This is a genomic window from Roseburia sp. AM51-8, from assembly GCF_003478275.1.
Lineage (GTDB): Bacteria > Bacillota > Clostridia > Lachnospirales > Lachnospiraceae > Pararoseburia > Pararoseburia lenta.
This window is the reverse complement of sequence record NZ_QUEY01000001.1, coordinates 311603-326884: the sequence shown is the minus strand read 5'-3', so window position 1 is coordinate 326884 and position 15282 is coordinate 311603. Positions and strand designations below refer to the sequence as shown.

Here is a 15282-nt window from a genome sequence, read left to right as displayed (position 1 = left end):
TTTCTCTCTAAATAGCGGCATCCTGTAACATGGCATAGACGGCATCCATATCCATGCTCTTTCTTATGCCCTCTGCCAGCAGATCATACTGACTCTCCTTAAATGACTGATAATCCGTGTCAGCCTCTGCCTGAAGGGTCAATCCCTTTTTCTCTGCCAAAAGCCTGCACAAATCATATGCCACATCCTTATCATCAAAAATACCATGCACATATGTGCCGTAGACATTGTCTCTTTGCCCGCCGTCTCTTTCCTGGCAGACCACATCATTCTTCTGATCCAGATGGCATAAAGGCTTGATGGCATCGACTGCCATGGTCTCTCCCATATGGATCTCATAGCCATGGATCCGGTGAGAAGAAAATCCCGCCAGCGCGCCTTCCGTGATCTCCATACTGCCGCTGGTCTGTGTGCGGACTTTTTCCGGCTTTAAGACTGTCTCCATCGGAAGCAGTTCCAAGCCCCGCAGTCCTTCTGATCCGTCTGCTTTGATGACATTCTCAATCCCCTCCGGATCAGCGATCCTTTGTCCCAGCATCTGATAACCGCCGCAGATGCCAAAGACCGGTCCGTACTGGGCAAATTTCTTGACCGCACTTTCCATGCCGCTTTCCCGCATCCATGCCAGATCTCCCATGGTATTCTTGGTTCCCGGCAAAATGACCATATCCATCTTCTCGATCTCATACGGATCTCGCACATAATGAACGCTGACGCCTGCGATCTGGTCTAAGGCTGAAAAATCTGTAAAATTGGACAGGCGTGGCAGGCGTACAACCCCGATATTGATCAGATCCATGTCCTTTGGTAAAAGGCTCTCTGCAAGGCTGTCCTCGTCATCCAAGGTCACTGACATATAAGGAACGACACCGACCACCGGCACTTCTGCTTTTTCTTCCAGCATAGTAATGCCCGGCTCCAGAATCGTGACATCCCCGCGAAATTTATTGATGACCAGTCCCTTAACCCGCTTCTTTTCTTTCTCAGTCAAAAGCATCATCGTGCCAAGCAACTGGGCAAAGACACCACCCCGGTCGATATCTCCCACCAAAAGTACCGGAGCATCCACCAGATGTGCCAGTCCCATATTGACGATATCGTTTTCTTTCAAATTGATCTCCGCCGGACTTCCGGCACCCTCGATCACGATGATATCCGCCTTTTCTTCCAAACGTCCAAAGGCTGCCACGATATCCGGCACCAGATTTTTTTTGTAAGAAAAATAGTCTCTCGCTTCCATATTGCCAAGGACTTTTCCCGCCACGATGACTTGTGAGCCATGGTCGTTGGTCGGCTTTAGGAGGATAGGATTCATGTCTACGCTCGGCTCTATGCCTGCTGCCTCCGCCTGCATGACCTGGGCGCGCCCCATCTCCAGTCCCTCCTTGGTAATAAAGGAATTGAGTGCCATATTCTGTGACTTAAAGGGAGCTACCCGGTAGCCATCCTGGGCAAAGACACGGCAAAGCCCTGCGACCAGTAAACTTTTTCCCGCATTTGACATGGTTCCCTGCACCATAATTACTTTTGCCATGGTTTTTCTCCCTCTCTGATCCATTTGCCCTGCTCTTTTGCATAGGAAAGCAGCTCCTTATTTGCCTGATTGAGTGGTCCAAAAGCATCCAGCGTACAGATGCAATAGTCGCAGTCATCGATCCATTTGCGCGCCTGCGCCATCTGCCGGATCTCGATCGGATAAAAGGCAGGCGTTGTCACAAGCGCACTTGCCAGTGCCTTTGCCGCCTTATACTCGACATCCCCCTCGGATAAGATGCCTGCCGCAAAGGGGATCTGGTCTCGCTGTAAGGTATAGTAGGCTGCAATCCCACTGCCGCCGCCCCCGATCACAAAGACCTTTGGCTCTCCTTTTGCCTTCTGCAAAAACATACTGCCGGATACGACATCATAAGCCTGAGAGTTGACCCCATATAGGCATGCAATGGTATCTCCGCAAAAGATCTCCTCCGGTCTGCCGATCTTTGCTAATGTCTCTCCATCCACACAGGCAACCAGATCTGAAACTTTTTGTGCCAGATCCAGTTCATGCAAAGACATAACGACCGCCAGGTTTTCTTCTTTTACCATATTTCGTATGGACTGCAGGATCTCTAATTTATAATGCATATCCAGATAAGACGTAGGCTCGTCCAAAATCAATATCTTTGGTTCCTGACAGATCGCCCTGGCAAGCATGACGCGCTGTCTTTGTCCGTCGCTGACCTTGGCAAAAAGCCGGTCTGCCACCTCAAGTGCATGCAGACTTTCCAAAGCTTTCTGGACTTTTTCCTCGTCTTCCTTTCCCAATACCCCAAATCTGCCGGTATAGGGATAGCGTCCGGTTGCGACCACATCACGACAGGTCATCAGTTCCGGCGAGATCCGCTCTGTGGTCACCATGGCCATCTGTTTTGCCAGCGCGGCATCTGTATAGGCATCCATCGTCCCCTCTGCCAGATAGACCTGACCTGCGATCGTCTTTAATTGTCTCGTGATACTTTTTAAAAGGGTCGATTTGCCGGATCCATTGGGTCCGATCAAAGTCAGGATCTGTCCCGGGCGCACCCAAAAGTTTACATCTTTTAAGACACTCTTTCCCTCATAACCGACAACCAGATCACTGGCCCGGATGCCTTGCATTTTTTCTTCCATATATACCTCGTTTCTATGCCCGCGCATCCTCTCTTTTGACCATCATGACGATGACGACCGGCACCAAAAGCACAGCCGTCACCGAACTGATACTGATCTCTGTCGGGGCGAACAGGCTTCTGGCAATGCCATCACAAAAAAGGGTCACGGCCGCTCCTCCCAAAAAACAACCCGGGATCAGATAAAGCGGTCTTGCCGTTTTCATCGCCTGCTTGACCAGATGCGGAACGGCAATCCCCACAAAGGAGATAGGTCCCGCAAAGGCTGTCACACAGCCGGACAAAAGGCTGGATAAAAGAATCAAAAGGATGCGGAGCAGACGAATGTTGACGCCCATGTTTCTGGCGTATGCTTCTCCCATCTGATATGCTCCGATCGGTTTTGCCATAAAAAAGGTGGCTAAGACCGTAAGTGCGACTAAGACGACGATCATGCCTACATCCTTCCAGTCCGTACCGGAAAAACTGCCCATAGACCAGTTGTGGAGGTTGACGATATTGGAATCTGACGCGAAAGTCACCATAAAGTCTGTGATAGCGGAACAGATATAGCCGATCATAATACCACACACGACCAAAAGCGACATCTTCTGTACGCGCATGGATAAGAGCAGGACAAAGCCCATGGCAAGCAAGGAGCCGATAAAGGCTGCCGCCACCATGCCAAGGGAGGATATCTGCATGCCTCTTTCCAAACACAGGATCATTGCCACGGCGACCAACATTTTCGCTCCGGAAGAAATACCAAGCACATAAGGACCTGCAATAGGATTTTGGAAAAAGGTCTGGAGCAGGAAGCCGGATACCGCCAAGGCTCCTCCCAAAAAGAGAGCCGCCAGAAGGCGGGGCATGCGAATATCCCACACAATATGATAAAAGGTGCCTTCTCTTGTCTGGCGGAGCAATACCTGCCACATCTGCATGCCATCCACCGACACACTGCCGGAAGTGACATTCCAGATCACCAGCAAAAGCAAGGCTATGATAAGACCTGTCATTGTCACGATAAATCGTTTCATCTGTCTTTTCCTCAGTTCAATTTCTTTAAATAGGTCAGGTCTGCATCCGCATCCCCAAGGACATTATGCATGTCCTCCACAAACTCTGCCATACCGGTCGACTCTTGGAAAAAGTTCTTGCCGGTGCAATAGACATTGCCTTTTTTTACGGCGTCAAACTGCGCAAACAGGCTGTTTTTTGCCAAAAGTTCGTCTATGCTTGTGATCTCTCCTTCGATCGCACTGTTGTAGATCAGAATATCTGCACTCTGTGCGGCATTATAAAAATCTTCCATCTGCATATTCATGGTCGAAAGTGCATTTTCTTCCTCGGGAACCACATCTGCCAAAGCATAATTGCCGCCCGCCATGGTGATCATCTGGGTAATGTAATCTCCGGGCTTTCTGACATTGATGGCTCCACTGGAATTGACCGAGAAAAAGGCGACTGTCTTACCGGTATTTGCCTGATCAAGCAGTGGCGTGATCTGTTCCACCTGGCTGTCAAAATAAGCGTTTGCCTCATCCAGAGCATCAAACAAAAGACCATAGAGTTTGATCCACTCCAACCTTCCCAAAGGATGCGTTTCATAGGACGACCGCTCGACCAGCACCGGAATGCCCAGTTCTTCCAGTTTTTCTTTTACTTCCGGTGTGTGATAGATCATGGTATTTTCGATGGCAAGATTGCAGCCTTCATTTAAGATGCACTCATAATCCGGGGCACTGTACTTGCCGGCATAGATCATATTGCCTGCCTCGATCGCCTCTTTTGCCTCTGTGATATACCAGTCCTTTGCCTTGGAGCCGGACAAGCGGATATAAGATATGCAGTCTAACTGGCGGATCAGGTCCATGACCGAGGTCGACACCAGATAGGTCTTATCCAGTGGCTGCTGCAAAGCCACAACATCTTCCGGCAGATTCTTTGGTAGGTCTTTGCCCTCCGGCACCAACAGAAAGCGCTGGTCCTCTCCTATGGTGATCAGGGAATAATCTCCATAATATTCCACCTGATACTGGGTCGCATACGCCAGCGTCATCTGACCTGTTTTCTCTAAACTATCAAAGGCTATCTTGTCCGTAGTATCAGACTGACTCTGCACGCCACATGCGCCCAGAGTCAGCATCATAACCACAGCAAGCAGCAAACTGATCCATCTTTTATATCTCAATCTCATCTTGCAACGGTTCCTATTCTTCAATGTCTATTAACGAAAAATTCAAGGTATATTCAATCTCGTGTGGCTGGCTCATAGCCGTCGTATCACCCACAACAGATAATGGCTGATCCAGATCGTCTACCGGTATCGTAAAGGTCGAACCCTCTCCGTCTGCCGCCTCGTTTAAATACTTTTCTCCACCGACCAGCATATAGTCATAATGACTGCTGCTCCAGATGATCGTTGCGGTGATCTTACCGTTCTTGACCGTGATCTGTGTCGGGGAAACGACCGTTGCCCGTCCAGTGCCGCCTTCTAATGTCACTTCCACATTGTAAGTGCCATCCGCCAGGCTATCGTCTTTTTTTGTGCCACATCCCCATAAGGAAAGCAGTAAAAAGACAGATAAGAGAGAGACTGCCAGTCCTTGTTTTATATGTCCTTGTTTTCTCTGTACTTCCATGATGTCTTACTTCCTTATATCAAGTAATGTCTACTGTGGACTTGCAACGCTGACTTTGTGATCGTACCAGGTACCCTTGGTTCCAAGAAGTGCCAGATCAAATTCCTTGTCCAGATATGGTACCGGAACATCAAATCCATTAACTTCTTCGGTAGATCCGTCGCTATAAGTAACGGTATCACTTGTTGGTTGCAATACGTTCTTGCTGTCTTTTTCGGCATCTGCTGCCAGACCTTCATACAGGTTGACAATCTTCTTTGATGTCAAAGAAATGTGAATAGTCATCTTGCCATTTTTTACGGTAAGTTCTCCCATACCATTGTTTGCTTCATTTACATGAAACATACTGCTGTCGGTTGTAAACTTTACCTGATAAGTACCATCTGCAAGTTTTGTTGTACCTTCTGCGTTTGCTGCAAGGTCTACAATAAGGCCAGTAGATGCAATAGCATCCTTTGTATGGTGTACATAAAGCTTTTGAATTGCTTCGATTTCGCCAAGTCCTGAAATCTGACATTCTACAGAATCAAATGCCTTAGAAGCCTCAAACTGGCTCTTCCAAGAATCATCATCATCCCCTGCCATATCGTTATTTGCATGATCTCCGGCTACCACCATCAGTGGGCGAAGGATAACTTTCTTGTAACCTGCTTCCTTTACAGCCTCGATCACGCTTTCACAAGCGGTCTCTTCCGGCTCGCCCTCTACGGTTCCGATAAATACATTATCATAACCAAGGTCTGCCATCTGAGAAGCCATCTGGGAATAAGAGATCTTTGCTGTATGAGAAGTACCATGTCCCATAAATACAAATGCAACGCCGTCTTCCTTTGCAGCCTCTAAAGAATCATACTCAGCCGTCTTTACAGCCTCTGCTGTGATTGCTTCTGCAACTGCCTTCTTGTCAGCATTGACAGTTGCTGTATCCTCTCCAACCTCACCAAGAAGTGGCTCTGCAACCGTTACGGAATCAAACTTATCCTTGTATTCATTTACTGCTTCTACTAACTCATCATACTCTGCACCATGCATAAGGTGTGTCGCTGAACAACTAAGTTCTTAACGCCATTGTCTACAGCACGCTCTAATGCCTGATCCATATTGTCGATCTTTTCGCCATCTCTTGCCTGCACATGGTTGATGATGATCTGTGCTGTAAAGGCACGTCTTACTGACCAGCCCAGATTTGCCTCTGCGATCGCCTTTTCTACACCACCGATGTCTGCGACACGGCTATCGTTAAAGGATGTACCAAAACTTACAACAAGGATTTCATTTGCGCCGATGTCATCCTGGTTCAAAGGATCATCCTTAGATGCATCCCCGGTATCTCTTCCAAAATAATCCGGATCTGCATTCTCACCACTGACAAGTTCTTTCTGTGCATCTGTCAAAGCATCCCATGCCTTCTTGGCAGCCTCGCACTGCTCGTCTGTCTTGTCTGTTCTCTCCTGCACATAAATGGCATCGATCAGATCTGCAACCTTATCTGCTGCTTCCTGATCGCTTGTGGTATTGTCTGTCTTTGCGGTATCTTTGTCACCACAGCCAGTCATCATACCAAAGGCCAGCATACATGCCATCACGAGTGATACTACTTTTTTCTTCATTGTCTTCCTCCTAATTTTTATCGCTTTTCCATAGGTAGGACGCAGGGCATACAGATCTGAAAAAGCGACACTAAAAGAAAAACTCTGTCCTATTAATAATTAAGAACAGAGTAATCATCAAATATTATGTAAACAAATAAATCCGCACACAAAAAGATATGCAACTTGCTTGCGTTACATAAAACAGTACGACCAATTACTCGTGATCCGGAATGACTCCTGTACCAAACAACTGGCAGGTTTCCTGGCTGAAAGATCATCACACGGCTTTTACCTTCCCAATGCAAGGCATCAGTGGCATAAACAAAAGCCGCACTCCCTAATCACAGTGACGAGATCGTACAGGAATCACACCTGTTTCCCTTTTAACCCTTTCTCAAGCATAAAGCTCCTTGGAAGGGCACCAATTATTTCTCTATGAAATTCGATTTATTCTATCACATTCTACCCTGTATTTCAATCCAAAAGTCACGATCCGTCTCCGTCGCCTGCCCCATAGCCGGTAAAGTCGATCAGACCATCAGAGATCTTCTTGAGGCTGTCCGGTGCCTGATACTCGCTGTCTTCGTAAAGTTCCTGATGCAGTAGCACGACATTGGACTCTAAACTGCAAGGAACAACTGCATCCCCTATGCTGTCGCCAAAGCGGTCTGTAGTCTTGGAAAATGGAAATCCCTTGGTCTCGCCCAGATCGTAATCCATCATATTCTTAGCAAGATAAAGGAGTTGATCCATGTCTATGCTGGTATCGACATCCGGGAAGACACCCGTGATCAAAGATGCCAGTTGTGTCGGACTGGCGCTCTTTGCCTTGGCAATGATCTGGGTCAAAACAGTACGCTGCCGCTCCGTACGCCTAAAGTCATCGCCTGCGGTAGAACGGATCCTGCAATATGCTGTCGCCTGCACACCATCTAAATGCTGGCTTCCGGCAGAGACCGGATTGGCGTCCTTTCCCACGATGGCTCCGACTTCTCCGATATAGCCACCGTTCATGGCTTCCGCTTCTGCATCGGTCAGTTCGATATCAATGCCATCCACCGCATCGACCGCGGCTACCAGCGCCATAAAATCGACTGCTACATAATCCGTGATGTTCAGATCCAGATTGCGGTTTAACATGGCAAGAGCACTGTCAATGCCGCCATGATTGAAAGCATAATTACATTTGCGGAAGGTCTCCTCGCCATCAACATCCATCAAGGTATCGCGATATACTGAGACCAGTTCCACCTGCTTGGTATAATTATTGATGTTGCAAAGCATGATCGTATCGCTGTTGCCGCTGTCAAAATTGCCGTTGGAACGGTTGTCCACGCCGAAAAAGGCAATGGTCGTATAGCCGTCTAACATGGCATCCGTTTTTTCATCCTTTCCGCTGTTGCCAAGAAAGAGATAGGCGATCAAAAGAGTGATCGCTGCTAAGAGGGCGATCACAATGATCGCGATCCGCTTTTTGTAGGACATTTTCTTCTTTTTCTTTTTGTTTTTTCTCTCTTCCATCCAAACCTCCCGTATCCTGCAATTTTTTTCTATAGTTTATCACATCTACTATGGAAAAAAAATGAAAAAGTGTATAAAATATAAGCGTTACATATAGAAAAGGAGTTCTTGATTTACCATGAAACACAAAATACAAAGCCTTATCATGATCACCCTGAGTACCTTTATCATGGCGGTCGGCGTTTACTTTTTTAAATTCCCGGACAATTTCTGTTTTGGCGGTATCACAGGTTTTGCTACCGTGGTCGCCAAGGTCACGCCCATCAGCGCATCCAATTTTACCTTTATCGCCAATACCATCCTGTTAGTCATCGGCTTTATCTTTTTGGGAAAATCCTTTGCCCTAAAGACGACCTATGCCAGTATGCTCTTATCCGTCTTATTGGTCTTTTTTGAAAAATGGATGCCTCTGACAAAGCCCTTATCCAATGAGCCTATGCTGGATCTGATCTTTGCCATTGCCCTTCCCGCCATCGCATCTGCCCTTCTCTTTAATATCGGCGCTTCCAGCGGTGGAACGGATGTGATCGCCATGCTTTTGAAAAAGTATACCAATATGAAAGACATCGGTATCGCCCTTTTTGCCACAGACCTCGCCATGATCCTGGTTGCCTGCTTTGTCTTTGATCTAAAGACCGCCCTTTACTCTTTTGTCGGTCTTGCCGTCAAGTCCTTCATGATCGATGACATCATCACCACGATCAACCTGCGCAAATCCATTACCATCGTCTGTGATGACAAGGAGCCGATCTGTAGTTTCATCACCGCTAAACTCAACCGCAGTGCCACCATCACAGAAGGCGTCGGTGCTTATACCAATGGAAAAAAATATATCATCTTTACTTCCCTCTCCCGCACCCAGGCTGTGGAACTGCGAAATTTCATCCACGATCAGGATCTGCAGGCATTTGTGTCTGTTTCCAGCACCAGTGAAGTATTTGGAAAGGGTTTCCATTCTCTTTAAGCATCTGCACGTAAAAACAGATTGTTTTTTACGTGCATTTTTCTTGATTTTGTGAGGGATTATTGTATAATATGATGAGGGTACTTTGAAATGTCTATTTTTTAACAAAGTACATCTACTATTTTCAAATCATACAGAAAAGAGGTTAAAAGAAATGGCAGAAATCAATTTAAGCAAGTATGGTATTTCCGGAACCACAGAAATCGTTCACAACCCTTCTTATGAAGAATTATTCAAAGAAGAGACCAAGCCGGAATTGGAAGGTTACGAAAAGGGTCAGGTCAGCGAACTTGGCGCTGTAAACGTAATGACAGGTGTTTACACCGGACGTTCTCCTAAAGACAAATATATCGTTGTTGATGAGAACTCTAAGGACACTGTATGGTGGACAAGCGATGAGTACAAGAACGACAACCATCCAATGGACGAAAAGACATGGGAAGCTGTTAAAGATATCGCTAAGAAGGAACTTTGCAACAAGAGATTATTTGTTGTAGATGCATTCTGCGGTGCCAACAAGGACACCCGTATGGCTATCCGTTTCATCGTTGAGGTTGCTTGGCAGGCTCACTTTGTTACAAATATGTTCATCAAGCCAACCGCTGAAGAATTAGAAAACTTCGAGCCTGATTTCGTTGTTTACAACGCTTCTAAGGCTAAGGTTACAAACTACAAAGAATTAGGACTCAACTCTGAGACATGTGTAGCCTTCAACATCACAAGCCGTGAGCAGGTTATCATCAACACATGGTACGGCGGAGAAATGAAGAAGGGTATGTTCTCTATGATGAACTACTATCTTCCACTTAAGGGCATGGCTTCTATGCATTGCTCAGCAAACACCGACTTAAATGGTGAAAACACTGCTATCTTCTTCGGTCTTTCCGGAACAGGTAAGACAACACTTTCTACCGATCCTAAGCGTCTTTTGATCGGTGATGATGAGCACGGTTGGGATGACAACGGTGTATTCAACTTTGAAGGCGGATGCTATGCAAAAGTTATCAACCTCGACAAGGAATCTGAGCCGGACATCTACAATGCGATCAAGCGTAACGCTCTTCTTGAGAACGTAACACTGGATGCGGATGGAAAGATCGATTTCGCAGACAAGAGCGTTACAGAGAACACTCGTGTTTCTTATCCGATCAACCACATTGAGAACATTGTACGTCCTATCTCTTCTGCTCCTGCAGCAAAGAATGTTATCTTCCTGTCAGCAGATGCATTTGGCGTACTTCCTCCAGTATCTATCCTGACTCCGGAGCAGACACAGTACTACTTCTTATCAGGATTTACTGCAAAACTTGCCGGTACAGAGCGTGGTATCACAGAGCCTACTCCTACATTCTCAGCTTGCTTCGGACAGGCTTTCTTGGAGTTACACCCAACCAAGTATGCAGAAGAACTTGTTAAGAAGATGGAAAAGAGCGGCGCTAAGGCTTATCTTGTAAATACAGGATGGAACGGCACAGGCAAGAGAATCTCTATCAAGGATACTCGTGGTATCATCGATGCTATCTTAAACGGTGACATCAAGGATGCTCCTACAAAGACAATTCCTTACTTCAACTTTGAAGTACCTACAGAACTTCCGGGTGTTGATCCAGCGATCTTAGATCCTAGAGACACATACGCTGATGCTTCTGAATGGGAAGAAAAGGCAAAAGACCTTGCTACAAGATTTAACAAGAACTTTGCTAAATACGAAGGTAACGATGCTGGTAAGGCACTTGTTTCTGCAGGTCCTCAGTTATAATTTCTTTAACCGATCAAATACAGCAAAAAGGATGTAGCGAAATGCTTACATCCTTTTTATATAAGGGACGTTCCTTTTGCCATAAGGAGTGTCCCCACTGTGAAATTTATTCGTATCTGAGTGCATCGATCGGCGACATGTTTGCTGCCCTCTTTGCCGGATAATAGCCAAAGACTACACCGATCAGCATAGAGAATACAACCGATATGATAATGGCTGTGATCGATGGACTGACCGTCACATGCAGCATGCTGCCCAATTCCTGCTCGTAAGAAGATACCAGCATACCTGCCACCTGCGACAAAAGAAATCCGTTTAAAATACCGATCACGATACCAATGACACCGCCCATAAGGCAGATCACGACCGCTTCCGTCATAAACTGTCTGCGGATGCTCTTATTCTTGGCGCCCAGCGCCTTTCGGATACCGATCTCTCTGGTTCTTTCCACCACGCTGACCAGCATGATATTCATAACACCGACACCGCCAACGATAAGGGATATGGCAGCGATAACAGAAATGGCGATCGTCAGTACATTTAAGACCTGATCGATCTGTCCCAGTTCCGATGCCATGTCGTAGCATTGCAGTTCAAAGGTACCATTGGCGCTGAAATACTTCTGGTCGAAATAAGTTGCGATATCCTGTGACAAGGCTGTTGCATCTACACCATCTTTTGCCATGATATTAAAAGATTGCAGATCATTCTCCATACCATTCGCCTGATTTGTCTGGGCTGCATAGGTATAAGGGACTAAAATAGGCGTGACCGTATCCTTTTCCGGTGTCTTGGTATCGATTCCACTGCCCTGCTTTCTGGCATCATAATGATAAACGCCAACAACGTAGAACTTCTGTACCGTACCATCCTCATCGGACTGCACCAAGATCTGTCTGCCGATGGGATTCTGTCCGCCCCAGGCATACTTGACATAGAGATCTGATACAAGAGCAGTTGCTTTTGCCTGTTTATTATCCGCGTCACTGATATCACGTCCGGCAATCAAAGTCAACTTGGAGGATGAAAGATAGCCCGGTGTCACTCCGTTGACGGATACTTTCGCACTGCTCTTATCCCCTGTACTGCTGGCAGCAGAAATCAGCATTTCCTCCACAACCACAGCCTCTACCCTATCAGCAAAGTCCGTCTGAAACTCTGACAATCTTTCATATGTCAACTGCTCATCTTTCGTCATTTCCGGATATTGCCAGGCTTCCCACTCTGCATCCGTTTCAAATTCCGGCGTGATCGCACTGACATATGCATAGATCAGATTCGTACCACCAAGTTCGCGCATCGTTGACGCAATCGTTTTTTGCAAAGAGTTTCCGATCGTTGTAATCGTAATCACGGCACTGATGCCAATAATGATACCCAGCATAGTCAAAAAGGAACGCAGTTTGTTGGATTTCAAACTTTCAAAGGAAAGACGTATACTTTCTGTTATATTCATTCCATCTCACCTCCCAGTTCCTTATCTGCGATAATGCGGCCATCTGAAATCGTAATCATCCGCTCTGTTTCATGTGCCAGTTCCTGACTGTGGGTGATGAGCACGATCGTCTTATCCTGTTCCTCATGCAGACGATGGAAAATATCCATGACCAGATGTCCGGTCTTGGAATCCAGCGCTCCCGTCGGTTCATCTGCTAAAAGTATATGGGGATCATTTGCCATAGCACGTGCGATTGCCACACGCTGGTTCTGTCCACCGGACAATTCATTGGGTTTGTGATCCGCTCTTTCTTCCATACCAACCAGTGCCAAAAGTTCCATCGCACGCTCTCTGCGCTGCTTTGGCGGCATGTTGGCATACATGAGCGGAATCTCTACATTGCGCACCGCGCTCATGCGGGGAATCAGGCAAAAGTTCTGAAAGACAAAGCCGATCTCCTGATTGCGGATATCGCTCAGTTCTTCATCCTGTAACTTGCTGATATCCCGTCCGCCCAGAAAATACTGTCCTTCCGTCGGTCGATCCAAAGCACCGATCATGTTCATCAGAGTGGATTTACCGGAACCGGATTCCCCGACGATCGATACAAATTCGCCCTGAAAAACTTTCAGATCGATCCCATGCAGAATCTCCAACTCATTGGGCTCCCCCTCATAATAACGTTTCACGATGCCTTGCATATCAATGACGTTTGTTCTTTCCATAAATACGCCAGCCCCTTTCTAATTTGATGTAGAGAACGTCGTCACTGCGCCATCATCGGACATTCCAAGATCTGTCTGTTCCTCCGGGAAATACAGATCATAAGATTCTCCTTCCGATACATCATATGGATAATTGATAATGCTGTCTCCTTCCTTTAGGTCATCGGAAGAAACAGCCGTATAATAATCATTAGAGATACCGGTTGTCACGATCACTTTCTTGATCTTATATTTTCCGTCTTTTCCTTCTTTACCAACGAATACATAAGAATTCCCGTCATCGTCTGTTGCGATAGAATCATAAGGAACCGCCAACTGCTCTCCTTCTTCATTCAGCATGATCTCCACATTGACTGACATTCCAAGTAAAAGTGGTGTTCCAGGCTCCAGCGTGATCGTCGCACTGTAGCCGCCGGAAGATGATGAAGATCCATCGCTTCCTGCATTCTTGGAGGCAAAATTGACGACCTTATCTACTGTACCGCTAAAGACCTGATCGCTGCCGATCGCATCCGAAGTGATAGATGCCTTCTGACCCTGTGCCAGTTTCAAAATGTCTTTTTCCTTGATATTGACATTGACCATCAAAGAACTGTCATCCTCAATCCGCATCAAAGATCCGTTGGTCGGAATACTTCCCTTGGATACATTTAACTGGGTGATGACACCTGACTGCTCTGCCACTACGGTCAGATTGTTCAACTGCTGATATAACTTGGTCAGGTCGGAGGATCCGGTATCTGCTGTTGTGCCAGCCGCGTCCTCCAAAGCCTCCTGTGCAGATGCCACGGCTGACTGTGCGGCATCATATTCACTCTGGGCGCTTTGTAAGTTTGCCTGTGCCTGGGCTAAGGCACTTGCCTTTTCCTCGGCTGACTGGTCTGATGATCCCAAAAGATTCTGGATGGTCTGATAATCATTTTGTGCTACTGCGACCGCTGCTGCCTTTGCATTTGCCTGTGCCTGCGCGGTCTCTACGGCACGCTGTGCTTTTTGCTTCGTGCTGTCACTGGCTTTTTTTGCAGCGGAATTCTGCTTTTCCAAGTCTGCAATCTGCTGGCGGATCTGCTCATCATCAAAGGTGCAGAGCACCTGTCCCTTTTCCACATGATCTCCCAGAGATACGTTGAGTTCCTTGATGGCACTGGAAACCTCTGTCGTAACCTCTGTCACGTTGCTACTCTCCACCGTTCCACTGGTACTTACGGAACTTGACATGTCCTGCTTTTGCAGGGTAAATGCCTGTATGCCACTGTCCACCTGCGTGATCTCACTGGCACTCTGTCTCATACGGTGCACAAGAATCCCGATCACGATGGCAATAATCACGATCACTACAATCGCAATCATTAGTTTCTTATGCTTTTTGATTTTCTCTAACATAGCCCACTCCTTATGTATGAATCTAATTTTGAAAATGCCCCGCATTTCCTATTCTTGTTTTTCATTATAACGTTTTAGAAGTACAAACGAAATATAGAAATCCTTTATTATTTCTTAAATTTTCTTAAGAAATGGGCAAACCAAAAGGGACGCTCCTTGTGTCAAAAGGAACGTCCCTCAAATCATCTGCTATGCTATTTGCCGGCGGTCGCTTTCAGACGAGCCATGGCTCTTGCCAAAGATGCGCGTGAGTGATAATACTCATGGATGCTCTGCTTCTGACGAAGCTGCTCCTCAGCTCTTTCCTTGGCTTCTCGGGCTCTTGCCACGTCGATCTCCTCCGGTCTTTCTGCTGTCTCCACCAAAAGGGTCACACGGTTGTTGACGATCTCAACAAAGCCCATGCCGACAACTGCATATTCCCAGTTCTCACTGCCCTCCGGCTGAAAACGCATCTCGCCATCATCGATCGCGATGACCATGTCCTCATGATGGGCTAAGATTTCCTTTTGTCCATCATATTCCGGCACGATCAAAGAGCGACATCTGCCCGAATAAAAAACACGGTTTGCAGATATGATCTTTAAATAAAATGTATTACTTGCAGCCATAACATTTCACCTTTCTG

General features: G+C 46.7%; 12 protein-coding genes, 1 pseudogene and 1 riboswitch. Of the genes and pseudogenes, 2 read left to right on the top strand and 11 right to left on the bottom strand.

Annotation, left to right across the window (positions count from 1 at the left end):
* Window positions 1–7: 7 nt before the first annotated feature.
* From DW996_RS01630 to DW996_RS01600, 7 genes and pseudogenes are all read right to left on the bottom strand, one after another.
* Window positions 8–1534 carry a cobyric acid synthase gene (locus DW996_RS01630; RefSeq protein ID WP_118534677.1) on the bottom strand — a complete coding sequence of 509 codons (1527 nt, stop codon included), beginning with the start codon at window positions 1532–1534 and terminating at the stop codon, window positions 8–10.
* Window positions 1522–2649 carry an ABC transporter ATP-binding protein gene (locus tag DW996_RS01625; protein ID WP_243098629.1) on the bottom strand — a complete coding sequence of 376 codons (1128 nt, stop codon included), beginning with the start codon at window positions 2647–2649 and terminating at the stop codon, window positions 1522–1524. The genes DW996_RS01630 and DW996_RS01625 overlap by 13 nt, the downstream gene beginning before the upstream one ends.
* Before the next feature lie 13 nt (window positions 2650–2662).
* The gene (locus DW996_RS01620; protein WP_118534676.1) at window positions 2663–3667 is read right to left on the bottom strand and encodes a FecCD family ABC transporter permease; all 1005 of its coding nucleotides are present in this window, start codon (window positions 3665–3667) and stop codon (window positions 2663–2665) included.
* An 11-nt stretch (window positions 3668–3678) separates the two neighbouring features.
* Complete coding sequence (locus tag DW996_RS01615; protein WP_118280992.1) at window positions 3679–4827, bottom strand: ABC transporter substrate-binding protein; 1149 nt, start codon at window positions 4825–4827, stop codon at window positions 3679–3681.
* A gap of 13 nt (window positions 4828–4840) precedes the next feature.
* Entirely contained in the window at window positions 4841–5272 is a 432-nt protein-coding gene (locus DW996_RS01610; RefSeq protein WP_118280991.1) for a hypothetical protein, read from the bottom strand.
* Between the two features lie 438 nt (window positions 5273–5710).
* Window positions 5711–6882, bottom strand: a pseudogene (locus DW996_RS01605) (sirohydrochlorin cobaltochelatase); the annotation flags it as partial.
* Between the two features lie 217 nt (window positions 6883–7099).
* A riboswitch (cobalamin riboswitch) is annotated at window positions 7100–7305 on the bottom strand.
* A gap of 45 nt (window positions 7306–7350) precedes the next feature.
* On the bottom strand, window positions 7351–8385 hold the full coding sequence (locus DW996_RS01600; protein WP_118534675.1) for an LCP family protein: 1035 nt from the start codon (window positions 8383–8385) through the stop codon (window positions 7351–7353).
* 118 nt (window positions 8386–8503) lie between these two features.
* Between DW996_RS01600 and DW996_RS01595 the strand changes: the two genes are divergently transcribed.
* Together DW996_RS01595 and pckA are read left to right on the top strand one after the other, a co-directional pair.
* Window positions 8504–9349, top strand: coding sequence for a YitT family protein (locus DW996_RS01595; protein ID WP_118534674.1), 846 nt, complete (start codon window positions 8504–8506; stop codon window positions 9347–9349).
* 154 nt (window positions 9350–9503) lie between these two features.
* The gene (gene pckA / locus DW996_RS01590; RefSeq protein WP_118534673.1) at window positions 9504–11108 is read left to right on the top strand and encodes a phosphoenolpyruvate carboxykinase (ATP); all 1605 of its coding nucleotides are present in this window, start codon (window positions 9504–9506) and stop codon (window positions 11106–11108) included.
* Between the two features lie 106 nt (window positions 11109–11214).
* Here pckA and DW996_RS01585 read toward each other — a convergent pair whose 3' ends face one another.
* The 4 genes from DW996_RS01585 to atpC all read right to left on the bottom strand — a co-directional run bounded on the left by DW996_RS01585 (window position 11215) and on the right by atpC (window position 15265).
* Window positions 11215–12564, bottom strand: a complete 1350-nt coding sequence (locus tag DW996_RS01585) for an ABC transporter permease (protein ID WP_118280986.1) — start codon at window positions 12562–12564, stop codon at window positions 11215–11217.
* Window positions 12561–13271 (bottom strand): ABC transporter ATP-binding protein, encoded by a 711-nt coding sequence (locus DW996_RS01580; RefSeq protein ID WP_279220138.1) that lies wholly within the window; start codon window positions 13269–13271, stop codon window positions 12561–12563. Before DW996_RS01580 ends, DW996_RS01585 begins: the two co-directional genes overlap by 4 nt.
* 18 nt (window positions 13272–13289) lie before the next feature.
* Window positions 13290–14654 (bottom strand): efflux RND transporter periplasmic adaptor subunit, encoded by a 1365-nt coding sequence (locus DW996_RS01575; protein ID WP_158575152.1) that lies wholly within the window; start codon window positions 14652–14654, stop codon window positions 13290–13292.
* 194 nt (window positions 14655–14848) lie between these two features.
* On the bottom strand, window positions 14849–15265 hold the full coding sequence (gene atpC, locus DW996_RS01570; RefSeq protein ID WP_118280984.1) for an ATP synthase F1 subunit epsilon: 417 nt from the start codon (window positions 15263–15265) through the stop codon (window positions 14849–14851).
* Between the last annotated feature and the right edge of the window lie 17 nt (window positions 15266–15282).

What these genes read in the sequence shown, in the direction of transcription:
- DW996_RS01575 (WP_158575152.1), bottom strand. Translation starts at nt 14,654, where the DNA reads ATGTTAGAGAAAATCAAAAAGCATAAGAAACTAATGATTGCGATTGTA.
- DW996_RS01620 (WP_118534676.1), bottom strand. Translation starts at nt 3,667, where the DNA reads ATGAAACGATTTATCGTGACAATGACAGGTCTTATCATAGCCTTGCTT.
- pckA (WP_118534673.1), top strand. Translation starts at nt 9,504, where the DNA reads ATGGCAGAAATCAATTTAAGCAAGTATGGTATTTCCGGAACCACAGAA.
- DW996_RS01610 (WP_118280991.1), bottom strand. Translation starts at nt 5,272, where the DNA reads ATGGAAGTACAGAGAAAACAAGGACATATAAAACAAGGACTGGCAGTC.
- atpC (WP_118280984.1), bottom strand. Translation starts at nt 15,265, where the DNA reads ATGGCTGCAAGTAATACATTTTATTTAAAGATCATATCTGCAAACCGT.
- DW996_RS01580 (WP_279220138.1), bottom strand. Translation starts at nt 13,271, where the DNA reads ATGGAAAGAACAAACGTCATTGATATGCAAGGCATCGTGAAACGTTAT.
- DW996_RS01615 (WP_118280992.1), bottom strand. Translation starts at nt 4,827, where the DNA reads ATGAGATTGAGATATAAAAGATGGATCAGTTTGCTGCTTGCTGTGGTT.
- DW996_RS01625 (WP_243098629.1), bottom strand. Translation starts at nt 2,649, where the DNA reads ATGGAAGAAAAAATGCAAGGCATCCGGGCCAGTGATCTGGTTGTCGGT.
- DW996_RS01585 (WP_118280986.1), bottom strand. Translation starts at nt 12,564, where the DNA reads ATGAATATAACAGAAAGTATACGTCTTTCCTTTGAAAGTTTGAAATCC.
- DW996_RS01630 (WP_118534677.1), bottom strand. Translation starts at nt 1,534, where the DNA reads ATGGCAAAAGTAATTATGGTGCAGGGAACCATGTCAAATGCGGGAAAA.
- DW996_RS01600 (WP_118534675.1), bottom strand. Translation starts at nt 8,385, where the DNA reads ATGGAAGAGAGAAAAAACAAAAAGAAAAAGAAGAAAATGTCCTACAAA.
- DW996_RS01595 (WP_118534674.1), top strand. Translation starts at nt 8,504, where the DNA reads ATGAAACACAAAATACAAAGCCTTATCATGATCACCCTGAGTACCTTT.